We start from the raw sequence: 20,801 nt of genomic DNA, 5'->3' as shown, positions 1-20,801 counted from the left end.
GGACCGGGCTGGACCGGTCTGGGACGCGGGCCCGGGGACGGCTGTGAGACACTGGGCCGGTGACCAGTGTCCCCGCCCCGATCACTGCTCCCCACCTCGGGGCCGGCGAGACCGAGCCCCCCGTCGCCGAGGAGTGCGGCGTCTTCGGGGTCTGGGCCCCGGGGGAGGAGGTCTCCCGGCTCACCTACTTCGGCCTCTACGCCCTCCAGCACCGCGGCCAGGAGGCCGCCGGCATCGCGACGACGGGCGGTCGCTCGATCCTGGTGTACAAGGACCTCGGCCTGGTCTCCCAGGTCTTCGACGACCGCGCCCTGTCGAACCTGACCGGTCATATGGCCGTCGGCCACGTCCGCTACGCCACGACCGGCGCCACCACCTGGGAGAACGCCCAGCCGATGCTCGGACCGGTGTCGGGCTCGACCCTGGCGCTGGCCCACAACGGCAACCTCACCAACACCCGCGAGCTCGTCGAGATGATCCGGCGGGCCAGCGGCGAGGACCTCAGCGGCGACCTGGGACGCGGCTCGTCGACCGACACCGCGGTCATCGCCGCCCTCATGGGCCTGGTCTCCGAGCGAGGCTCCCTGGCCGGGGAGGCCGACAAGGCCCCGGAGGCGCCGCTGGGGGTGGCCGAGGCCGCCCGCCGGGTCCTGCCGATGCTGCGGGGGGCCTACTCCCTGGTCTTCATGGACGAGCACACCCTCTACGCCGCCCGCGACCCGCACGGGGTGCGTCCGCTCGTGCTCGGGCGCCTCGAGCGCGGCTGGGTCATCGCCTCGGAGACCGCCGCCCTCGACATCGTCGGGGCGGCCTTCGTGCGTGAGGTCGACCCCGGTGAGCTCATCGAGATCGACGCCGAGGGCCTGCGGTCCACCCACGTCGCCCAGCCGCGCAGGTCGGGCTGCGTCTTCGAGTACGTCTACCTCGCGCGCCCCGACACGCGGATCGCGGGACGCTCGGTCATCGCGGCCCGCAACGCCATGGGCGCCTCCCTGGCCCGCGAGCACCCGGTCGAGGCCGACCTGGTCATCGCCACCCCGGAGTCGGGGACACCCGCCGCCATCGGCTACGCCCAGGCCTCAGGCATCCCCTACGGCCAGGGCCTGGTCAAGAACGCCTACGTCGGGCGCACCTTCATCCAGCCCACCCAGACGCTGCGCCAGCTGGGCATCCGCCTCAAGCTCAACCCCGTGCGCGACGTCATCGAGGGACGCCGCCTCGTCGTCGTCGACGACTCGATCGTGCGGGGCAACACCCAGCGGGCGCTCGTGCGGATGCTGCGCGAGGCGGGCGCCTCCGAGGTCCACGTGCGCATCTCCTCCCCGCCCGTGCTGTGGCCGTGCTTCTACGGCATCGACTTCGCCACGCGCGCCGAGCTCATCGCCACCGGGATGAGCGTCGAGCAGATCCGTGCCTCCATCGGTGCCAACTCCCTGGGGTACCTGTCGGTCGAGGCCATGGTCGAGGCATCGGGCCAGGAGGCCTCCGAGCTGTGCATGGCCTGCTTCACCGGCGACTACCCGATCCCTCCTCCGGCCGAGGGGGCCTGCCCGGGCACGCTCCCGGTGTCCCGCGTCCCCTCGGTCTACCGCCGTCGCCGCGACGACGCCCCCGACCTGCGCGCCGGCGCCGCCCGCGGGGTGACCCGCCCGGACCTGTCCGCCCGCAGCCCACTGCCCGACCCCAGCCGCGAAGGACCCACCCCATGAGCCAGCCCGCCCCCCGGACCATCACCTACGCCGAGGCCGGGGTCGACACCGCCGCCGGGGACCGAGCCGTGGAGCTCATGAAGGCCTCCGTGGCCGCGACGATGACCCCCGAGGTGGTCGGCGGCGTGGGCGGCTTCGCCGGGCTCGTCGACGTCTCGGCGCTGCGCGGCTACCGCCGGCCCCTGCTGGCCACCTCCACCGACGGGGTGGGCACGAAGGTCGCCATCGCCCAGGCCCTCGACGTCCACGACACGATCGGCCAGGACCTCGTCGGGATGGTCGTCGACGACATCGTCGTCGTCGGGGCCAGGCCCCTGCTCATGACCGACTACATCGCCTGCGGCAGGGTCGTGCCCGAGCGGGTCGCGGACATCGTGCGGGGCGTGGCCACGGCCTGCGCCGCCGTGGGCACCCCCCTGCTGGGCGGGGAGACCGCTGAGCACCCCGGCCTCCTGGGCCCCGAGGAGTACGACGTCGCGGGCGCCGCCACCGGAGTCGTCGAGGCCGACCGCGTGCTCGGACCCGAGCGGGTACGCCCCGGTGACGTCGTGCTCGCCATGGCCTCCTCCGGCCTGCACTCCAACGGCTACTCCCTCGTGCGGAGGGTCATCGAGCACGCCGGCTGGTCCCTGGAGCGGCACGTGCCCGACTTCGGCCGGACCCTGGGCGAGGAGCTGCTCGAGCCCACCCGGCTGTACACGGCGGTGTGCCTGGAGGCCGTCGAGGCCGCTGACGGCGCCGCCCGGGCGGGCGGCACCACCGCCCCGGGCGTGCACGCCCTGTCGCACGTGACCGGCGGCGGCCTGGCCGCCAACCTCGCGCGCGTCCTGCCCGCCGGGACCGTGGCCGAGGTCGACCGCTCCACCTGGGTCGTGCCCCCCGTCTTCGAGACGGTGCGCACCCTGGGCTCCGTGCCGTGGGACGACCTCGAGGCCACCCTCAACCTCGGTGTCGGCATGGTCGCCGTCGTCGACCCGGGGGCCCTCGAGGCCGTCGTCGCGGTCGCGCAGGCCGCAGGCCTCCCGGCCTGGGTGCTCGGCGAGGTCCACGACGCCGGCGGCCACGAGCCCCGCGGTCGGCTCGTGGCCGGGACCAAGGGCGTGGACGGCGGGGCCGTCGACCTCGTCGGGGACTACCGCACCGCCTGAGCCGCGACCGGGGCGCTCAGAGCCCGCTCACACTCCGACCGCGGACATGACCTCGGTGACCGCGCAGACGCGCTCGCCGCGCACCGACTCGTCGTAGTCCTCGGGCCGGGTGCCCAGCTCGAGGTCGGCGGCGATCCTGCCGTCGACCAGCGCCAGGACCCGGTCGGCCCGGGCCGCGACCTGTGCGTCGTGGGTGACGATGACCAGTGTGCGGCCCTCGCGGTGGACGGCCCCGAGCAGGTCGAGCACCTGCTCGGCCGAGGCCCGGTTGAGCGCCCCCGTCGGCTCGTCCCCCATGATGGTCCGGGCCCCGTTGATGAGCGCCCGGCAGATCGAGGCGCGCTGGAGCTGGCCCCCCGAGACCTCCGAGGGCCGGTGGTCGCTCACACCGGCGACCCCCATCGCCCTGAGCAGGTCGTCCGCCCTGCGGGCGATGACCTCGCGCGCCTCGGAGCGCGCGAGCAGACCCGGCAGCGCGACGTTGTCCCGCAGCGACAGCCCCGCCAGGAGCCGCGGCTGCTGGAAGACGAAGCCCAGACGGCGCAGTCGCAGCGCGGCCAGCTTCTTGTCGGGCAGCTCGGTGAGGTCCTGGCCGTCGAGGTCGACCACGCCCCGTGTCGGCGGCTCCATCCCCGACAGGACGTGCAGGAGTGTCGACTTTCCCGACCCCGACGGTCCCATGATGGCCAGGAACTGGCCCTCGGGAACAGTGAGGTCGATGGTGTCCAGCACCTTCGGTGCGCCCGGGTAGTCCTTGACGATTCCTGTGGCTGTGAGCACGAGTCACTCCTGTTCGGTCAGGTGGATGCGGGTGAGGCTGCGCAGGCCGAGCCCGACGGCAGCCAGCACGGAGGCGAGCACGGCTGCGGGTATCCCCAGCCAGCTGACGAGGGGGTCGGGCAGGAGGACGACCCCGGGCGCCCCGAACCCGGCCAGGGCCAGGCGGAAGCCGACCTGGCCGAGCAGCTGGGCCCCGACCGTACCGAGGGCCGTGCCGGCCAGGGCGATGATCCCGAGGCGCACGACGTACATGCGGGCCAGCTGGGACCGGTCGGCGCCGATGGCCCGCAGCGCCGCCAGCGTCCCGCGCTCGCGGGCGATGATGAGGGTCAGGCTCATCGTCGTGATGATGAGCACGAGGGCGCAGCCGGCCGCCGTGGCGACGACGGCCACCGTGCGCAGCTGGGAGACGAGAGCCCCCATCGTCTGCGAGGCGTACTGGGACACGAGGGTCACCTTGGCCCCCGGCAGGGCCGAGCCGAGTGCCTCGGCGGCGTCGGCCGGGTCGGTTCCCCCGGACAGGTCGAGGTAGACCACCTGCCACAGCGGCGCCTCGGAGGGGGTGAGACGGGCCTTGGCCGTCTTCCCCCCGTTCGTGATGTCCTGGTAGACGCCGCTCACCTCGAGGCGGAGCACCTCGCCGTCGACCCGGACCTCGACCTCGTCCCCGACCCCGGCTCCCGCCTCCTCGGACTGGCCCACCGACAGGGCGATCTGCTCGGCGGAGGCCGGGGCGCTGCCCGCCTCGTAGGTGAGGGGGAAGACCTCGTGGTCCCCGGACTCGACGACGACGTCGGCCCACTGGCCGTCCGCGCCCTTGAGCTCGTAGCGGTCGGAGACGAGCACGACGCTGCGCTCGACGTCGGAGCGCTCGGCCAGGGCGGTCTCGACCGCCTCGGTGGTCGTCACCCCGTCGCGCACGTCGATCCGCAGCTCGGCCTGGCCGACCCCGAGGTAGGTGGCGAAGCGCTCGTCCTCGACGGTGGCCAGGACGCTGGCCGGGACGACCGCCGCCACGACGCACAGGGCGACAACCGCCAGGAGCAGGCCGTTGGCCCGCTGGAGGGCGGCGCTCACCCCCAGGCGGTCGGGTACGGCGAGCCTCGAGCCGAGCAGCCCGGCGCCTCGACGAGCGCGAGGGCTCCCGACGCCCCCGCGCCTCCGTCGGCGTCCTCGGCGCCCCGAGGGCGGCGCCGAGGAGCCGGTGGCCGCCGCCCGCAGCGCGTCGACCGCGCTGAGGCGCCCGACCCGGCCGAGCATGAGCCAGCACGAGCCGACCACGACGACGGCGGTGAGCAGCGCACCGGAGACGGGGGCCAGGACCATCGCGATCACGCCGTCAGGGCTGCCCAGGTACAGCTCGATAGGGCGTTGGAGCGTGTCGGTCAGGGGGAAGGCGGCGGCCAGCCCCACGATGCAGCCGACGAGGGCGAGCAGGGCGTACCGGGCCAGGTAGAGCAGCCGGATCGAGGCGGTCGGCGCGCCGATGGCCCGCAGCGCACCGATCTGTCCGAGGTCCTCCTCGAAGGAGGCCAGGAGGGCGAAGCGCAGCGCGAGCAGGACCACCGAGGTGAGCACTCCCGCCACGAGGAGCACCGCCGCGGCCAGGACGTAGGTGCTCATGCCGTTGAGCAGCCGGAAGATCGTCGAGTCCACCATGATGCCGTTGGCGGGCAGTCCCGAGGAGGCGTAGGCGGCCTTGAGCTCGGCGGCCGAGGTGCCCGGCGCCGCGAGCATCTCGATGTAGTACTCCGCCTCGAGGTAGGGGGCCACGGCCTCGTAGTCCTCCTGCGAGACGACGAGGCGCTTGGAGGTCGCCAGGGAGGAGTTCATCTGGGAGTCGCGCACGAAGCCCGCCACGGTGAGGTCGAGCTCGACCGGCCCGGCGGTCACGCGCACGGAGTCCCCGACCTGCGCCATGGCCTCGGACTCGTAGTAGACCGGGAGCCAGATCTCGCCCCGCTCCGGGTCCACCCTGTGCCCGGAGGGGTCGACGAGCAGGTCGAAGCGCTCAGGGGAGGTGACGAGCGCCGGCTCGAGGACCGAGTCGACCTGGGAGGTCCCGTCGATCCACATCTGGGAGCCGGGGACGGGCAGCGTCGTCATGACCATGTGGTCCTCGACGCCGGGCTGCTCGGCGGCCCAGGAGTCGACCTGCTCGGTCAGGGTGGCGGCGTCGGTCTGTCCGGTGTGGACCTGGACGACGTCGGGCGGCCGGGCCTCGGTCCACAAGGACTCGGTGGCGGCCAGGGTGCGGGCGATCAGGGCCAGTCCCGTGGCGGTCAGTGCGGCGCTCATCGTCATGAGGACGACCAGCGTGATCGAGACGGTGGCGCTGCGGCGCAGCTCGGCGCGTCCCAGCCTCCAGAGCGTGTGGTGCATGAGTGTCCGTTCCTGTCGTCAGGCGGCCTCGTCCGGGTGCCTCCGGGGCCCAGGGCCCGGGGCTCGCGGCTCAGTGCGGGGCCGCGGTCGGGTCCTCGCCTGCGGAGGCGGGCAACGGGTCGGCGCCGAAGAGCGCCGTGGCTGCCCGCAGGACCTCTGCCTGCCTGCGGGCGGCCACGTCCTGGGTGGAGGCGAGGAAGATCCCGCCGTCCAGGACGGTGAAGCCGGCGGCCAGCACGACCTCGACGCTGCTGCGGGGGTCGGGGCTCGACAGCTCCCCGGCGCTCACCCCCTCCTCGATGAGGTCGGTGAGGATCGGCACGAGGCGGGTGTAGGCCTGGGTCATCGACAGCAGGTGGAAGCGGAGGTTGTCCGGGGAGCGGAACTGCTGGGCGAGCTCGATGTCCTCCTCGGAGGCGCGCGCCGCGCTGAGGACGCTGAGGAAGCGGGTCATGGCCGGCTGGCCGGCGCTTGAGCGCGCCGCCTGCTCGGCGCGCTCGACGAGCTGGTCGGTCGTACGGGCGACGATCGCCTCCATGATCGCTTCCTTGCCGGGGAAGTGGTGGTACAGGGTCCCCTTGGCGATACCGACCCTGCCCAGGACGTCCTCGATCGTCGTCTTCTCGTAGCCGCGCTCAAGGAACAGGGCGCGGGCGGCGTCCATGACCTGCTCTCGCCGCTCGGCCGCGCTCAGGTGCTTCGGGACCATGCTGACCTCCAAACTAGACCGACGGTCGGTCGATACGGGAGTGAGTATGCCCCGTCTCCCTCTCCGGCGCAACCGCGCGCCGCCTGCCGGGGTGGTGGAGGTGGAGCGGCCCGGGTGCTGCGCCGTCTGCTCGCCTCCCCCGGGGCCGGGGGAGTCCCCGGGGGAGGCGGCGCCCGGGTCCGGGCACGAGTGAGGGCCGGCAGGTACGTCCCTGCCGGCCCTCACCGCTCATCACATGACGCGGTGACGATGCCTATCTACTGCTCGTCCCGGAGTCGTCCCAGTCCTCGTCGTCGTCGACACCGTACTTGGAGGCCAGCTCCTCGTAGTCGATCTCGTCGTCCGCGTCGGTGGCTGAGGACGCGGACGTGAGCTCGCGCTCGAGAGCCGCGTAGTCCGTCTCCGGGCTGAAGTACTTGAGCTTGCGGGCGACCTTGGTCGCCTTGGCCTTCTGACGGCCGCGCCCCATAGGCTCGACCCCCTCCAACGTGTCTCTGGGCGCGCAGGGCGCGCTTCATGTGGGCATATGTGTCGTGGGGCAACCGTACAACGTCGGGACGCACAAGCACCATTCGGTCCGCAGTGCGGCTGCGAGGATCCGGTCTCCGGTCGCGCTCAGTGGCCGGCGGGCGCCCGGTCAGTGCCTGAGCGGGGCCCGTCCGGCGCCTGGTCAGCGCCTGAGGAGGCGTCCCAGGACGAGGCCGGTCGCCACGAGGCCGCCAGCGGCGGCCAGGACCGCGGTGAGCGCCTCGGAGTCGCCCTCCTGGGCGCGCTCGACGGTCCGCCGGGCGCGCTCGCCCAGGTCGCTGACCCGGGTGCGCAGGTCGCTGCCCGCGCTCTGAGCCCTCTCGCGCAGCTGCTCACCGGCGGCGCGCGCCTGGACCCGCGGGTCGACCCGGGCGGCGAGGTCGTCGACCGAGGCCGCGAGCTCCTCGCGCTGGGCCCGCAGCCGCGCCTCGATCTGCTCGGGGGTCGCGGGCGCCTCGGTGTCGCCTCCGGGCTCCTGGGCGCTCATCGCGTGACCGCCTTGACCAGGGCGACAGCGCTCAGCCCCGCCAGGGCGACGGCGAGCGCCGAGACGATCGCGAGGGAGGTGGGGTCGCCGTCCCGTGCGTCGTCGAGCAGGCGGGCGAGCCGGTCGCGCGCCGAGGCGTGACCGGCGTCGTGGGCCGGTCCCGCGTGCGGCGGCGCCCCGGGGTCCGGTGCCACGGTGCCGCGGATCCCGGCGCGCTGGGCGAGCGCGGCGCCCTGGCCCCGGAGGCGTGCGCAGGCCCCGCTCAGGGCCGAGCGCGCTGTCTGTCGCGCGAGCCCGGGCAGACGCGCCGGGGCCAGGCGGCAGCTCAGCTCCTCGACATCGGTACGCAGCGCGGCCCGCACGGCAGCGAGGCCGGCCTCGAGATCCTCAGGACTGCCGGGCGCGGGGAGGGTGGGGGAGCCGCTCACTGCTCGGCTCCCTTCTCGAGCCCGGCGGAGGCTGCCGCCTTGAGCAAGGCGACGTCCTCCTTGAGGTTCTTGTCCGGGGTGGGCACGTCGGCCCTGGCCGCGTCGATCTTGCGCTTGCCGAGGTAGGCGGCGACGGCGGCGAGGAGGAAGAGGACGAGGGCGACGACGAGCTTGGCGGCCCACAGCGGAAGGACGAGTGCCAGCGCCTCGCAGGCGGCACCCAGGAGGAAGCCGAGGCCGTACAGGGCGACGACACCTGCCGCGCCCAGCAGGCCGGCGCCCACACCCATCGTGGCGGCCATGCGCCTGCCCTTGGCCTTGGCGAGGTCGATCTCTCCCTTGACCAGGGCGCTGACGTTCTCGGAGATCCTCGCGACGAGCTCGCCGATCGTCGGCGGCCGGGGCGGGGCGGGCTCAGCGGGAGGCTGAGGGGGCTGGTGGGTCATGAGGAACGACCTTCTCGTGTCCGTGGGCCTGGCCGCCGGGGGCGGCCGGAGGCTCCTGCTGTCAGGGGCCAGAATCTCACACGTAGCGTCACGGTGCGATGACCGCGGGGCAGATGGCCGGGGCCGCGGGCCTCAGGGGGCGGCGGTCAGGGAGGCGCGCAGGGCGGCGATCTCCTCACGCAGCGTCCTGACCTCGGCCAGGAGCTCGGCCTCCACGGCCCCGGACGGGGTGGTCTCGGTCCGGGGGCCGGGGGCGGGGTCCGAGGTCGGTGCGGAGGCGGGGTCGGCGGCGGGGCCGGCGTCGGGGTCTGCGGCGGGGTCTGCGGCGGGCTCGGCGCTGAGGTGGGCGGTCGAGCCGGCGCTCTGGGGGCCGACGGGCGCGAGGTTGCTCATCGTGTCGACGATGACCGCGACGAACAGGTTGAGCATCGTGAAGGCCGACACGAGGATGAAGGGGATGAAGAACACCCAGGACCAGGGTGACTGCTCCATGACCGGGCGGACGATGCCGTCGGACCAGCCCTCGAGGGTCATGATCTGGAACAAGGTGTACAGAGAACGCCCCAGGGTGCCGAACCACTCGGGGAACTGCTCACCGAACATGGCGGTCGACATGACGGCCGAGACGTAGAAGATCATGGCCATGAGCAGCGCGATGGCGCTGATGCCCGGCAGGGACAGCAAGAGGGACTCGACGACCCGCCGCAGGCTCGGCATGAACTTGATGACCCGCAGCAGCCGCATGACCCGCAGGGTCCGCAGCACCGACAGGGGGCCGGCCCCGGGGACCAGGGCGATGGCCACGACGATGAAGTCGAAGACGTTCCAGCCTCGGGAGAAGAAGCGGACCGGTCCGATGGCCACGAGCTTGACGGAGATCTCGACGATGAACACCGCCAGGGCGATGTGGTCGAGGACGAACAGGACGGTGTACGCGCGCGAACCGTGGTCGACGACCGTCTCGGCGCCGATGGTGATCGAGTTGACGAGGATGACCGCCATGATGACGTTCTGCACCCGGGCGGAGTGGACCCATGCGTCCAGGCTCTCGCGCCGTGAGGCGATCTTCGTGCTCACCGATGACCTCCGTCGTCGTGATCCTGCTGCTGTGCCGCGGGGCAGTCTAGACGGTGCGATGGGGAGCGCTGCATGGGGAGTGCTGCCCACGGAGGACCCACGGGCCGCTACTGCCTCGACTACTGCCTCGACCAGGCCTCCCACAGGCGGGCGTACTCCCCGCCGAGGGCGACGAGCTCGTCGTGGCTCCCGAGCTCGACGACGCGGCCGTCCATGACGACGGCCACCCGGTCGGCGTCCTGGGCGGTGTAGAGCCTGTGCGCGACCTCGACGACGGTACGCCCGGCAAGCGCCGTCGACAGGGTCCGCTCCAGGGTGCGCGCGGCACGGGGGTCGAGCAGGCTCGTGGCCTCGTCGAGGATGAGGGTGTGCGGGTCGAGCAGGACGAGGCGGGCCAGGGCCACCTCCTGGGCCTGCGCGGGGGTGAGGGCCAGGTGCCCCGAGCCGACGGTCGTGTGCATGCCCTCGGGCAGCTTCTCCACCCAGCTGTCGGCCCCGATGGAGGCCAGCGCCGAGGCGATGGTCGCGTCGTCGGCCTCGGGACGCCCCAGGCGGACGTTGTCCGCGATCGAGCCGACGAAGACGTGCTGCTCCTGGGTGACCAGCGCGACGTGACGGCGCAGCTCGGTCTCCGGCAGGTCGGTGAGCGGGACCCCGCCCACCGTCACCGAGCCCGATGAGGGAGGGTTGATCCCGGCGAGCATCCTCCCCAGGGTCGACTTGCCCGACCCCGACGGGCCGACGACCGCCAGACGCTCCCCGGGGACGAGCTCGAGGTCGATGCCGTGCAGCACCTCCTGTCCCTCGCGGTAGGAGAAGCGCACCCCGTCAAGCCTGATGAGGCGGCCCTGAGGAACCGCGCCGGTGGGGGTGCGGTCCGCGGGCACCTCCTCGACGCCGAGGATCCGCGACAGCGCCGCCTGGGAGATCTGGACCAGGTCGATCCAGAACATGAGCTGGCCGATGGGCTTGCGCAGCTCCATGGCGTAGAGGGCCACGGTCGTGATCGTCCCGAGCTCGGCGTGGCCCCGGGCCGCCAGGAACCCGCCCCACAGGAGGATGACGACGACCGGGGCCCTCCAGGCGACGTCGAGGACGAGGTAGAGCCGTACCCGCAGCCTGACGGTGAGGTCCTCCAGGCTCCAGGCCTCGGCCACCGAGGCCTGGAGCGCCGCCTCGCGCCTGGCCCCCAGGCCCAGGGCGTCGACGGTCTCGGCGTGCTCGACGGTCTCGGTGACCACGCCGTTGAGCCGGGCCTGGGCCGCGGAGCTCGCCCGGTAGGCGGGTACCGACCGGGGCAGGTACCAGCGCATCATCGACCACACCGGAGGTCCGACGACGAGCAGGCCGAGTGCGAGCAGCGGGTCGGTGACGGCTGCGGCCACGATCGTGAACACGATCGTGACGACGCACACCATGATCTGCGGGATGCCGGTGCGCACGAGGAACTCGATGCGCGAGACGTCGTTGGTCGTGCGCCCCACGAGGTCCCCGGTGCCGGCGGACTCCACGGCGCTCAGCGGCAGGTGCACGACCCGGCCCATCATGCGCTCGCGCAGGTCGGCGAAGACCGCCTCGCCCAGGGTCCGGGCGTGCATCTGGGCGTAGCGGTTGACGACCGCCCCGATGATCGTGACCACGATGATGAGCGCCACGACCCTGTCGACGTAGCCGGCGGTCGCCTGCCCCTGGGACACGCGGTCGACGAGCCGTCCGAGGAGCTGGGGGGCGACGAGGGTGGTGAGCACGGCGGCGACCTGGACGACGAGCACCGCCACGAAGCGCCACCGGTAGGCGGCCATGATCCCGAAGGTCTTGCGCATGGCGACCGGCCCGGGTGCCAGGGGCAGGGACATCAGAGCCCCACCTCCTCACCTGAGGCCCGGGCGACGACGGCCCGGTAGGCCATCGCCCCGACGTCCCCGCCACGGGCCAGGTCCAGCAGCTCCCTGTGGGTCGAGCGGGACCGGGGCCGTCCCTGCTCGTCGAGGGCGATGACCTCGTCGCAGACCTCGAGCACGAGGGGGGAGGTCGTGACCACGACGGTCGTGCGTCTCCTCCGGGCGGCGTGGAGGCGGTGGGCGACACGGGACTCGGTGTGGGAGTCCAGGGCGCTCGTGGGCTCGATGAGCACGAGGGTCGGGGCCTCGGTGAGCAGGGCCCGGGCCAGGGCGACGCGCTGGCGCTGACCGCCCGACAGGGAGCGCCCCTTCTCGGTGATCATGCCCGCCAGCCCCTCCTCCAGGGAGGTGAGCACGTCGTGGGCGTCGACGACCGTGACGGCCTCGAGGAGCCGGTCGTCCCCGGGGGCGTGGCGTGGCTGGGGGCGGACCTGCTGGTCGACGTCGGCCACCCCGGAGCGCAGGGCCTCGGCCCGCACGAGGGTGTCGACGTCCACCGGCACGGGACCGGTCGAGCCGCGGACGTCGAGTGCCTCGCGCAGGGTGCCGGTGAAGATCTGGGCCGTCGCCCCGGCCACGACCACCGAGGCGCGGACGTCCTGGAGGGGCATCGTGCTCAGCGGGCGCCCGGCCAGGGTGACGGTCGGGGCGGCGTCGTCGAAGCGGCCCAGTCGCTGGGCCAGGGCGGCGGAGACCTCCGGGTCGGCGCACACGAGGGCCGTCATGCGCCCGGGGCTCAGGACGACGCCCGAGGCGGTGTCGACCAGCTCGCCCGCCTGCGCCCTGCCCGCCGCCGGGTCGAGGCCGAGACGCTCGGCGGCGGTCCCCGCGGCCGGCCCGACCTCGAGCAGCCTGCCCAGGCGGCGCACCCCGACCCGGGCCCGGGTCAGCTCCTGGACGGCGTTGGCGAAGATCCACAGCGGCCAGGACAGGTAGGCGGTGTAGCCGTAGAAGGTGACGAGCTCGCCGGGGGTGATCTCGCCGGCCACCGCCATGCGGGCGGCTGCCCACACGACCACGGCCACGAACAGCCCGGGCAGGAGCACCTGGAGGCTCATGAGGAGCGACTGGCTCCCGGCGACCTCGACACCGCGGCGCCGCAGCTCCTGGGAGGCCTGGCGGTAGCGGTCGGCGAAGACCTCCTCGCCCCCGATCCCGCGCAGGATCCGCAGGCCGGCAACCGTGTCGGTGGTCACCGTCGTGACGGCGGACTGGGCCTCGCGCTGGACGGCCTGGTGCCGCTGGAGGGGCTTGATGACGAGGGTGACCACCCAGGCGACAAGGGGCATGCCGAGCAGGACGATGAGCCCGAGGCGTACCGAGGTGCCGAGCATGAGCACGGCCACGACGAGGAAGGACACGGCCGCGCCGATGACCTCGGGCAGGCGCTGGCCGAGGTTGCCGATGTACTGGGCGTCCGAGGCGATGATCGAGGCGACCTCACCGGTCGAGACCCGTCGGGGCAGGTCGGCCCCGACGGTCGAGACCTGGCGCCCGACGAGGCGGTTGACGTCGAAGGTGATCCGCATCCAGCCCTGGACGCGGTAGAAGGACACGCTCGTGTCGGCCACGGCGTAGACGACGAAGAGCGCCAGGAGGGTGAGCGCGATCGCCCACACCCGGGGGCTGAGCCCGCGCTCGATACCCGAGTCGAGGGCCGAGCCGAGGAAGGCCGGCACGGTGGCCTGGATGACGTTGGAGGTGATCGCGGCCACGGTGGCGGCGCCCAGCGGGGCCGCGGCCCGGCGCAGCAGCCAGCCCAGCAGCGGGCGGGGTGAGGTCGAGGGCGGCTGGGGCAGCGGTGCGTCGGGCGACGGCAGGAGCGTGGGCATAGCCGAACGAGGCTACCGGAGTGCGACGGGCTCCGGTAGGCCTGCCCGGCCCGACCCGAGCCGACCCGGCCCGAGCCCAGGCGCGGCCGGGCCGGTGGGCGCGGTTACTCGGTGGCGATGGCCTCGAGCACCGGAAGGCGCGAGGCGCGCAGCGCGGGCCACAGCGCAGCCGCGACGCCGACGAGCACCGACAGGACGAGCATCCCGGCGAGCTGGCCCCAGGGGACGACGAGGACGGTCAGGCCCTCCTCCTCCAGGACGCTGCGCAGCGCGGCAGCCAGGACGATGCCCGCGGCGGCGCCGACGACGGTCCCGTACAGGGCGGTGAGGACCGACTCGACCATGATCTCCCCGGCCAGCTGGGACTTGCTCAGGCCGACGGCCCGCATGAGACCGATCTCGCGGGTGCGCTCGGAGACCGAGAGCACGAGGGTGTTGACGATGCCGAGCACGGCGATGGCGATGGACAGGCCCAGCAGCGCGTAGAGGACGCCGAGGACCTGGTTGACCTGCTGGCCGATCTGGTCGGACAGCTCGGTGGAGTCGAGCACCGAGTACTGGTAGGTCGGGGCCAGGATCTCCTCGACCTGGTCGCGGATCGCCTCGGCGTCGACGCCATCGCGCAACGAGATGAACATACCCATCGGGGTGGCCAGGACCTGGTCCGCCTGAGCAGGGGTCGCCCCGGCCCAGGACCCGACCTGGACGGCGAGCTCAGGCGTGGCGTAGAAGCTGCCCTCCACGCCGTCGGGGTCGACGACGGCGGCCACGACGACCTCGAGGGAGCCGGTCGGCCCCGTGAGCGTGACCGTGTCGCCCACGGACAGGCCGGTGCCGGAGTAGGCCGCGACGTGGGTCGCGTCGAGGTCCTCGAGGGACCCGGACTGGAGGGACAGGTCGTAGAAGTCGGTGTAGGAGGCTCCGGGGACGACGTTGAGCATCGAGGACGGCTCCTGGGTGCCGTCGGGCAGGACGGCGGAGACCGTGTAGCCGGTGAAGGCCGCGACCGCCTCGACGCCGTCGAGGGAGGCGATCTGGGTGGCCATCTCCGCGGGGATCTGGGAGCTCATCGAGGCCGAGCTCGGCTGGACGATGAAGTCGGCCCGCATCGAGTCGGTGACGATGTCCGAGACCGAGGAGTTGACCGAGGCGGCCAGGGTGGCCCCTGCGCAGACCACGGCCATGCCGACCATGAGCGCGCCCGAGGTGTTGGCGGTGCGGCGCGGGTTGTGCACGATGTTGCGGGTGGCCAGGCGGCCCGAGGGCCGCAGGAGGCGGAAGGGCAGCCCGAGGAGGGCGACGACCGGCCGGGCCATGACGGGGGAGACGACGAGCAGGCCGATGATGAGCCCGGCGGCGCCCAGCCCCAGCACGAGGCTGCGCCCGTTGAGCCCCTCGGCGGCCCATGCCGCGATGACGGCGGCCGTCCCCAGGGCCAGGACCGTGCCGCCCAGGACCGTGCGCACGACGAGCGGCTTCTCCCGCGCCCCCGACACCCCGCGCATGGCCTCGACCGGGTGGGTGAGGGCGGCCTCGCGCGCAGGCAGGAGCGCACCGACGATCGTGACGAGCATGCCCACCGTCAGGGAGACCCCGATGACCTGGGCGGTCATCGGCACGCCCTCGAGCAGGGGCATGCCGACGGCCTCGAGCACGGCGACGAGGCCGGCCAGCAGCGCTGCCCCCGCCGCCACGCCCAGGACCGAGCCGACGGCCCCGACGACCACGGCCTGGAGGAAGACGGTGCTGAAGACCGACAGGGGGGAGGCTCCCACGGCTCGCAGGAGCGCGAACTCCTTGACGCGCTGGCGCACGCTCATCGCGAAGGAGTTCATGATGATGAAGGAGCCGACGAACATCGCCAGGACGACGAAGACGAGGAGGAAGGTCTGGATGAAGCCGAGGATCTGCTCGACGTAGGCGTTCGTCTGGTCGATGGCCTCCTGGCGGGTGAGGACCTGGACGTCGGCGGACAGGGCCGAGGCGATGGCGTCCTTGACCTGAGCGACTGAGGCGCCCTCGTCGACGAGCACCGAGATCTGGGTGACCTGGTCGTCGGGGGCGGCCGTGGGCAGGAGCCACTGCGCGTCCATGCCCACGAGGGTCGCGCCGGCCATCGTCGTGCCGAAGCTGTACTCCCCGACGATGGTGACCTCCATCGGCGTGCCGAGCACGACGATATGCGTCGTGTCGCCCACCGCGAGCCCTGACCTCTCCAGGGCGCCGGACTCCAGGGCGATCTCGGCCGCGCCGGAGGGGCTGCGTCCCTGGATCCAGGACAGGCCCTTCTCGTCGGGGTAGAGGGGCACGAAGATGGTGGGCGCCCCCTGGGAGGTCACGGGGGTGTCGTCGGCTCCGACGAGCGTCCCGGTCAGGGAGGCCTCGCGGCGCGCCGAGGCGACGCCGTCGACCTGCGCGATCTCGTCGACCAGGGACCCGGGGATCGGCTGGGTCATGACCGTCGAGGTCCCCTCGGTGCCCTCGAGGGGCTGGCCCGAGACGTAGATGTCGGCGGTGTAGGTCGAGTCGGTCAGGGCCGAGAAGGTGTCCGACATGACCGAGCGCAGCGCCAGCGTGCCCGACAGGAAGGCAACGCCCAGCACGACAGCCAGGGTCGTCAGGAGGAACTGCTTGATGTGGGCTCGGATGGAGCGCCAGGCGACGCGGATCACGGCTCGGTCCTCTCGGGTGCGGGGTGTGGTGCGGTGCTCAGCCGTAGGGGCCGAGAACCGGGATCTTGCGTGAGACGACGTAACGCGCGTACGCCTTGGCGCGTGCCTCGAGGTCGGCGGGGACGATCGTCGCGGCCCCGGGGGTGACGAAGGGCTGGAGGTAGTGCGTGCCCACGAGGTCGCTCATCGTCTGGAAGGGGCGCAGCAGGTCGTGGACCGTGTACCCGGCGACCGTCGTGTCCCGCGTGCGCGGGCGGCGCATGATCAGGTCCATGACCGAGCGCCTACCGCCGTCGACCCGCGTGTAGTGCGAGGCGGGGGCGCCCACGGAGGTGGCGATGAGCAGCTCCTTGCCGTGCAGGGCGTCCCCGGTCGAGCCGTAGGCCCAGCCGTAGGTGAGCACGTCGTCCTCCCACTTCTTGAGCAGGGGAGGGCAGGAGTACCAGTACATGGGGAACTGGAGGATGATCCTGTCGGTCTCCTCCAGCAGGTTCTGCTCGAAGTCGACGTCGATCTCGAAATCAGGGTAGATCGAGTACATGTCGCGGATCTGGACCCCCTCGAGGCCCTCGGCGGCCTGGGCCAGCCGGAGGTTGACCGTCGACTGGTCGAGGTGGGGGTGGTACAGGAAGATCGTTGTTCGCGTCACTGGATTCCTTCAGGGATCGTCGGTCGGATCGCAGGGCGTGACGGGGCGCGGGTGAGCGTGCCGGCCTGCAGGTGCCTGCGGTCTGTGGCGGTCGTGCGGACCTCGTGCACGAGGTGCGGGAGGGTGCCGGTCAACCGATGCCCCATGGGTCGGTTGACGGCCTGTCTGCCCGGGAGTCCTCGTCTGACCACTCCTTTCCTGTGCTCTTGCCGGCCTGGCTCGGCTGGCGGATTCCGGTGGGCGCCGTTCGCTGGGGCTGCGCCCACGCCTCGTCGACCTCCTGCTGAATGTCGCCGACACCGATGTGCGGGCCCTCGGGGGAGCCCAGCTCGTGGAGGGCGTCGAGGACCCGGTCCCGGTCGGGCTGGTTCATCTCTGCCACGACGCGTCCGTCGCGCAGGAAGATGACGGTGTCCGCCCAGGCGGCGGCGTCGGGCTCGTGGGTGACCATGACGACGCTCTGGCCCATCTCGTCGACGCTCGAGCGCAGGATCGACAGGACCTGGTCGGTGGACCGGGAGTCGAGGTTGCCGGTGGGCTCGTCGGCGAAGACGACCGCCGGGCTGCCCACGAGGGCGCGGGCGCAGGCCACGCGCTGGACCTGGCCCCCGGAGAGCTCGGCGGGACGGTGGGTGAGACGGTCGCGCAGCCCGATGGTCTCGACCACGCGGTCGAAGCGCTCCCGGTCGACCCTGACGCGGGCGATGTCGAGGGGCAGGGTGATGTTCTCCTCGGCCGTCAGGGTCGGCACGAGGTTGAAGGACTGGAAGATGAAGCCGATGCGCCGGCGCCGCAGCTTGGTGAGCCGACGCTGGCTCATTGCGGAGATCTCCTCCCCGTCGAGGTGGATCGTCCCCGAGGTGACCGAGTCGAGCCCCGCCAGGCAGTGCATGAGCGTGGACTTGCCTGAGCCCGAGGGGCCCATGATGGCGGTGAAGCGCGAGCGGGCGATGTGCACGTCGACCGAGTCGAGGGCGGTCACGGCGTTGTCACCCCGGCCGTAGACCTTCGAGAGGTTGCGGGCGGTGACCACCGGGTCTCCCACGGGCCCGTGAGCCACGAGGGCCGAGCCCTCGCGAGCCACACGGCTCCGCGAGGTCTTGGCCTGGCGTCCCGGGCGCCCGGTCTCCAGGTGGCGCGCTGCGGAGGCGTCGGTGCTGTTCGGGGTGTGCTTGCCCATGGGGCGACACTAGCGGTTCCGGCCCTGCCATGTGGGTTGCGTGTCACTGCGGGTCCTCCCTCGTGCCTGCTTGACGCGGGCCCCGGCGGTATGGCCACTGCCCGCGGACGGCACGAGCGGGACGTTGGACCTGGGTCGCCCGACCCCTCTCAGGGTTGGAGGACGCCCTTGAGTGCCAGGACCCGTTCGACGGACTGGTCGACCCGAGCCGCCAGGTCGGGGTCGGATCCGGCCGCCTCCACGAGGGCCTCGGCCATCGCCGCGGCGGCCGAGGGGTCCCCTGAGGCCAGGACGAGGTCGCAGCCCGCCGTGATCGCCAGGACGGCACGCTCACCGGGGTCCCAGTCCTTAAGCTGGACGGCGGCCGACAGGTCGTCGGTCATGACGACCCCGGTGTACCCCAGGTCGGTACGCAGCATCCCGGTGACGACGACCTCGGAGAAGACCGCGGGCGCCTGCGGGTCGATCCGCGAGTAGACGGCCGAGGACATCATGACCGCCCTGGCCCCCTGCTCGATCATCTGGGCGAAGACCGACACGGCGGGGTCGTCGGTGCGTGCCGTCGAGGCGTCGACGACCTGGGAGGCGGTGTCGGTGTTGCCCGAGACCCGGCCCAGGCCGGGGAAGTGCTTGACGGTCGCGATGACCCCGGCGGCCTCCATGCCCTCGGCGAAGGCACCCGCCTGGGCCTCGACGGTGGCGGCGTCGTGCCCGTACTCCCGCTCCCAGGCCCCGATCGGCCCGTTGTCCGCAGGATCCGGCACGTCGACGAGGTCGGCCACGGGGGCGAGGTTCATCGTCACTCCGACGGCGGCCAGCTCCTCGCCCCAGGTGCGCGCCGAGGCGACGAGCTCGTCCCTGTCAAGGCTCGCCTGGTCGAGCGCCGAGGGGATGGAGGAGAAGCCCGGTCCCGACAGGACCTGGACCTGGCCGCCCTCCTGGTCGGTGGCCACGAGCAAGGGGGCGCCGTGCGTCGTGCCCGGCCCCGCCAGGGCGGTGACCGAGGAGATCGTCGCGTGGACCGCGGCCGCGCCGGCGCGTGTGCGGCCCGAGACGAAGACGTTGCCGACGTGGTGGGAGGTGATCGCGGAGGTGGAGACCGCCTGCGGCGACGCGGCGTCGACCCCGACCATGATGAGCTGGCCGATCTTCTCCTCAAGGGTCCACCCCTCGAGCGCCTCCTGGGTGGGCCCGGCGCTCGAGGCCGCGGGCGTCCTACCGGCCGCGGGTGTCCCACCGGCCGCGGTAGTCCCGTCGGCCGCGGGTCGGGCCGGGCTCGTCGGGCCCCCGGGTGAGCCCTCGGCGCACCCCGCCAGGGCCGTCGCGCCTCCCAGCCCGCCCAGGGCGGCGGCCAGCAGGAGCGGGCGGCGCCGTGGGAGCACCGGGTGCGGTCCCCGGTCGTCGTGCGGGTGCTGTGCCGGGTGCGGACGGTCCTCCTCCATGCCCAGCACGATAGACCTGCCGCCCGGGTCCTGGCCGCAGCCCTGCCCGCGCGGCAGGGCGGTTCGAGCCGTCCGGGCCGTCCGGGCCCTCCGAACCGTCCGAGCCGCTGACCGCCCGCTACTGCTGGGGCGCTGCGGCCCCGGTCGGCTCGAGCAGGACGCGCGTGCGCGGCAGGGCCTCGGGGTGCTCGCGCTGCAGCCAGCCGACGAGCTGCTCACGCACGTGGCAGGACAGGGTGAAGACGTCGGCCGGGTTGGCCCCCGACAGGGCGACGCGCAGGGTGACCGTCCCCCCGGAGGTGTCCGTGACGTCGACGGCCACCGAACGCTTGTCCCAGGTCTCGTCGTCCTCGACGATGTGCTCGACCTGCTCGCGCACCGACTGGACCGGGACCCGCCAGTCGAGGTCGATCGTCAGGGTGCCGGTGTGCTCCGTGCCCCGCCGCGACCAGTTGGCGAAGGGGTTCTGCGTGAAGTAGCTCGACGGGTAGATGATCCGGCGGTCGTCCCAGGAGCGCACGACGACGTAGGTGAGGGTGATCTCCTCGATGAAGCCCTGCTCCCCGTTGACCACGACGGTGTCGTCAACCCGGATCGCGTCGGTGGAGGCCAGCTGGACGCCGGCGAAGACGTTGCTCAGCGTCGACTGGGCAGCGAGACCGGCGACCACGGAGATGAGGCCCGCCGAGGCCAGGAGGGACCCCATGGCGATGCGGGCACTGGGGAAGGTCATGATCGCCCCGACCAGGCCGCACACGATGATGACCGCCTCGATGACCCTGCGCATGATCTGGGTCTGGGTGGTCACCCGGTTGGCCCTGCCGACGTCGTCGCCCGCGGCGACACCGATGACGATCGAGGACTCCGCTGCCTTGACGAGCCTGACCAGGACCCAGGTGCCCGAGAGGATGACGCCGATGAGGATCGCGTGGACGGCGTACTTCTGGGGCACGGACATCGACACGTCGGCGATCGCGATCTGGACCCCGAGGTAGCCGCCCAGGACCCCCGCGAAGACGTACAACGGCATGCGGGCGAAGCGGACGACCTCGGCGTACAAGGACCTGCGCCTGCCCAGGTGGCCCAGGACGATGAGGGTGGTCAGGGCGATCACCAGTCCGACGAGCGCGCCCAGGGCCGCGTGCCATGCCACGGTCAGAAGGTCGAGGGTCGCCTCGACGACGGCCTCGGTGGTCTCGTCGGCCGGGAAGGTCGTGGGCTCTGCGGTGGGGGTGGCCTCGGCGGTCGCTGTGGCTTCTGCGCTCGCGGTGGGCTCGGCGCTCGCGGTGGCCGCAGGATCGGCTGCCGGGTCGGTGGTCAGCGCGATGAACCGTGCCAGCGGGAACGCGGAGGACAGGGGAGTCGTCGCCATGGCATCAGGGTAGGTGGCGACCCTGGGTCGCCGCTGTGTGACGGCGCGCCGGGCGGTCT

The 20,801-nt window shown here is 72.9% G+C and carries 17 protein-coding genes; 2 read left to right on the top strand and 15 right to left on the bottom strand.

Going from position 1 to position 20,801, the window contains the following annotated elements; translation table 11 throughout:
* The first annotated feature begins 59 nt into the window (after positions 1–59).
* Positions 60–1,709: an amidophosphoribosyltransferase gene (gene purF / locus EL245_RS06860; RefSeq protein WP_408608362.1), complete on the top strand. Its 1,650-nt coding sequence runs from the start codon at positions 60–62 to the stop codon at positions 1,707–1,709.
* Positions 1,706–2,857 carry a phosphoribosylformylglycinamidine cyclo-ligase gene (purM, locus tag EL245_RS06855; RefSeq protein ID WP_126382476.1) on the top strand — a complete coding sequence of 384 codons (1,152 nt, stop codon included), beginning with the start codon at positions 1,706–1,708 and terminating at the stop codon, positions 2,855–2,857. Before purF ends, purM begins: the two co-directional genes overlap by 4 nt.
* Positions 2,858–2,884: 27 nt before the next feature.
* Here the strand turns inward: purM and EL245_RS06850 are convergent, their stop codons facing one another.
* The 15 genes from EL245_RS06850 to EL245_RS06775 form a co-directional block, all read right to left on the bottom strand.
* Positions 2,885–3,637 carry an ABC transporter ATP-binding protein gene (locus EL245_RS06850; RefSeq protein WP_126382475.1) on the bottom strand — a complete coding sequence of 251 codons (753 nt, stop codon included), beginning with the start codon at positions 3,635–3,637 and terminating at the stop codon, positions 2,885–2,887.
* Between the two features lie 3 nt (positions 3,638–3,640).
* Positions 3,641–6,019, bottom strand: coding sequence for an FtsX-like permease family protein (locus EL245_RS06845; RefSeq protein WP_126382474.1), 2,379 nt, complete (start codon positions 6,017–6,019; stop codon positions 3,641–3,643).
* A gap of 70 nt (positions 6,020–6,089) precedes the next feature.
* Entirely contained in the window at positions 6,090–6,728 is a 639-nt protein-coding gene (locus EL245_RS06840) for a TetR/AcrR family transcriptional regulator (RefSeq protein WP_126382473.1), read from the bottom strand.
* Positions 6,729–6,981: 253 nt separating this feature from the next.
* Positions 6,982–7,197: a DUF3073 domain-containing protein gene (locus EL245_RS06835; protein ID WP_126382472.1), complete on the bottom strand. Its 216-nt coding sequence runs from the start codon at positions 7,195–7,197 to the stop codon at positions 6,982–6,984.
* A 201-nt stretch (positions 7,198–7,398) separates the two neighbouring features.
* Positions 7,399–7,743, bottom strand: a complete 345-nt coding sequence (locus EL245_RS06830; RefSeq protein ID WP_126382471.1) for a DUF3618 domain-containing protein — start codon at positions 7,741–7,743, stop codon at positions 7,399–7,401.
* Positions 7,740–8,171 carry a hypothetical protein gene (locus EL245_RS06825; protein ID WP_126382470.1) on the bottom strand — a complete coding sequence of 144 codons (432 nt, stop codon included), beginning with the start codon at positions 8,169–8,171 and terminating at the stop codon, positions 7,740–7,742. Before EL245_RS06825 ends, EL245_RS06830 begins: the two co-directional genes overlap by 4 nt.
* Entirely contained in the window at positions 8,168–8,617 is a 450-nt protein-coding gene (locus EL245_RS06820; RefSeq protein WP_126382469.1) for a phage holin family protein, read from the bottom strand. Before EL245_RS06820 ends, EL245_RS06825 begins: the two co-directional genes overlap by 4 nt.
* A gap of 132 nt (positions 8,618–8,749) precedes the next feature.
* Positions 8,750–9,694 (bottom strand): ion transporter, encoded by a 945-nt coding sequence (locus EL245_RS06810; RefSeq protein WP_197719382.1) that lies wholly within the window; start codon positions 9,692–9,694, stop codon positions 8,750–8,752.
* A gap of 119 nt (positions 9,695–9,813) precedes the next feature.
* Positions 9,814–11,550, bottom strand: coding sequence for an ABC transporter ATP-binding protein (locus EL245_RS06805; RefSeq protein ID WP_126382468.1), 1,737 nt, complete (start codon positions 11,548–11,550; stop codon positions 9,814–9,816).
* The gene (locus EL245_RS06800; RefSeq protein WP_126382467.1) at positions 11,550–13,427 is read right to left on the bottom strand and encodes an ABC transporter ATP-binding protein; all 1,878 of its coding nucleotides are present in this window, start codon (positions 13,425–13,427) and stop codon (positions 11,550–11,552) included. Before EL245_RS06800 ends, EL245_RS06805 begins: the two co-directional genes overlap by 1 nt.
* Positions 13,428–13,531: 104 nt before the next feature.
* Positions 13,532–16,099, bottom strand: coding sequence for an ABC transporter permease (locus EL245_RS06795; RefSeq protein WP_126382466.1), 2,568 nt, complete (start codon positions 16,097–16,099; stop codon positions 13,532–13,534).
* A 37-nt stretch (positions 16,100–16,136) separates the two neighbouring features.
* The gene (locus tag EL245_RS06790) at positions 16,137–16,748 is read right to left on the bottom strand and encodes an NAD(P)H-dependent oxidoreductase (protein WP_126382465.1); all 612 of its coding nucleotides are present in this window, start codon (positions 16,746–16,748) and stop codon (positions 16,137–16,139) included.
* A 130-nt stretch (positions 16,749–16,878) separates the two neighbouring features.
* Positions 16,879–17,928 carry an ABC transporter ATP-binding protein gene (locus EL245_RS06785; RefSeq protein WP_126382464.1) on the bottom strand — a complete coding sequence of 350 codons (1,050 nt, stop codon included), beginning with the start codon at positions 17,926–17,928 and terminating at the stop codon, positions 16,879–16,881.
* Positions 17,929–18,077: 149 nt separating this feature from the next.
* Positions 18,078–19,370 carry a glycoside hydrolase family 3 N-terminal domain-containing protein gene (locus EL245_RS06780; RefSeq protein WP_126382463.1) on the bottom strand — a complete coding sequence of 431 codons (1,293 nt, stop codon included), beginning with the start codon at positions 19,368–19,370 and terminating at the stop codon, positions 18,078–18,080.
* 118 nt (positions 19,371–19,488) lie between these two features.
* Positions 19,489–20,742: a mechanosensitive ion channel family protein gene (locus EL245_RS06775; protein WP_126382462.1), complete on the bottom strand. Its 1,254-nt coding sequence runs from the start codon at positions 20,740–20,742 to the stop codon at positions 19,489–19,491.
* Positions 20,743–20,801: the final 59 nt, after the last annotated feature.

This window comes from Actinomyces howellii, assembly GCF_900637165.1.
GTDB classification, from domain to species: domain Bacteria; phylum Actinomycetota; class Actinomycetes; order Actinomycetales; family Actinomycetaceae; genus Actinomyces; species Actinomyces howellii.
The sequence above is the reverse complement of the archived record's forward strand: the minus strand, read 5'-3'. Positions and strand labels throughout refer to the sequence as shown.

Excerpts from the sequence above, each read along its gene's own strand:
- EL245_RS06785 (WP_126382464.1), bottom strand. The coding sequence starts at position 17,928 with ATGGGCAAGCACACCCCGAACAGCACCGACGCCTCCGCAGCGCGCCAC.
- EL245_RS06820 (WP_126382469.1), bottom strand. The coding sequence starts at position 8,617 with ATGACCCACCAGCCCCCTCAGCCTCCCGCTGAGCCCGCCCCGCCCCGG.
- EL245_RS06830 (WP_126382471.1), bottom strand. The coding sequence starts at position 7,743 with ATGAGCGCCCAGGAGCCCGGAGGCGACACCGAGGCGCCCGCGACCCCC.
- EL245_RS06800 (WP_126382467.1), bottom strand. The coding sequence starts at position 13,427 with ATGCCCACGCTCCTGCCGTCGCCCGACGCACCGCTGCCCCAGCCGCCC.
- EL245_RS06805 (WP_126382468.1), bottom strand. The coding sequence starts at position 11,550 with ATGTCCCTGCCCCTGGCACCCGGGCCGGTCGCCATGCGCAAGACCTTC.
- EL245_RS06840 (WP_126382473.1), bottom strand. The coding sequence starts at position 6,728 with ATGGTCCCGAAGCACCTGAGCGCGGCCGAGCGGCGAGAGCAGGTCATG.
- purM (WP_126382476.1), top strand. The coding sequence starts at position 1,706 with ATGAGCCAGCCCGCCCCCCGGACCATCACCTACGCCGAGGCCGGGGTC.
- EL245_RS06835 (WP_126382472.1), bottom strand. The coding sequence starts at position 7,197 with ATGGGGCGCGGCCGTCAGAAGGCCAAGGCGACCAAGGTCGCCCGCAAG.
- EL245_RS06780 (WP_126382463.1), bottom strand. The coding sequence starts at position 19,370 with ATGGAGGAGGACCGTCCGCACCCGGCACAGCACCCGCACGACGACCGG.
- EL245_RS06775 (WP_126382462.1), bottom strand. The coding sequence starts at position 20,742 with ATGGCGACGACTCCCCTGTCCTCCGCGTTCCCGCTGGCACGGTTCATC.
- EL245_RS06845 (WP_126382474.1), bottom strand. The coding sequence starts at position 6,019 with ATGCACCACACGCTCTGGAGGCTGGGACGCGCCGAGCTGCGCCGCAGC.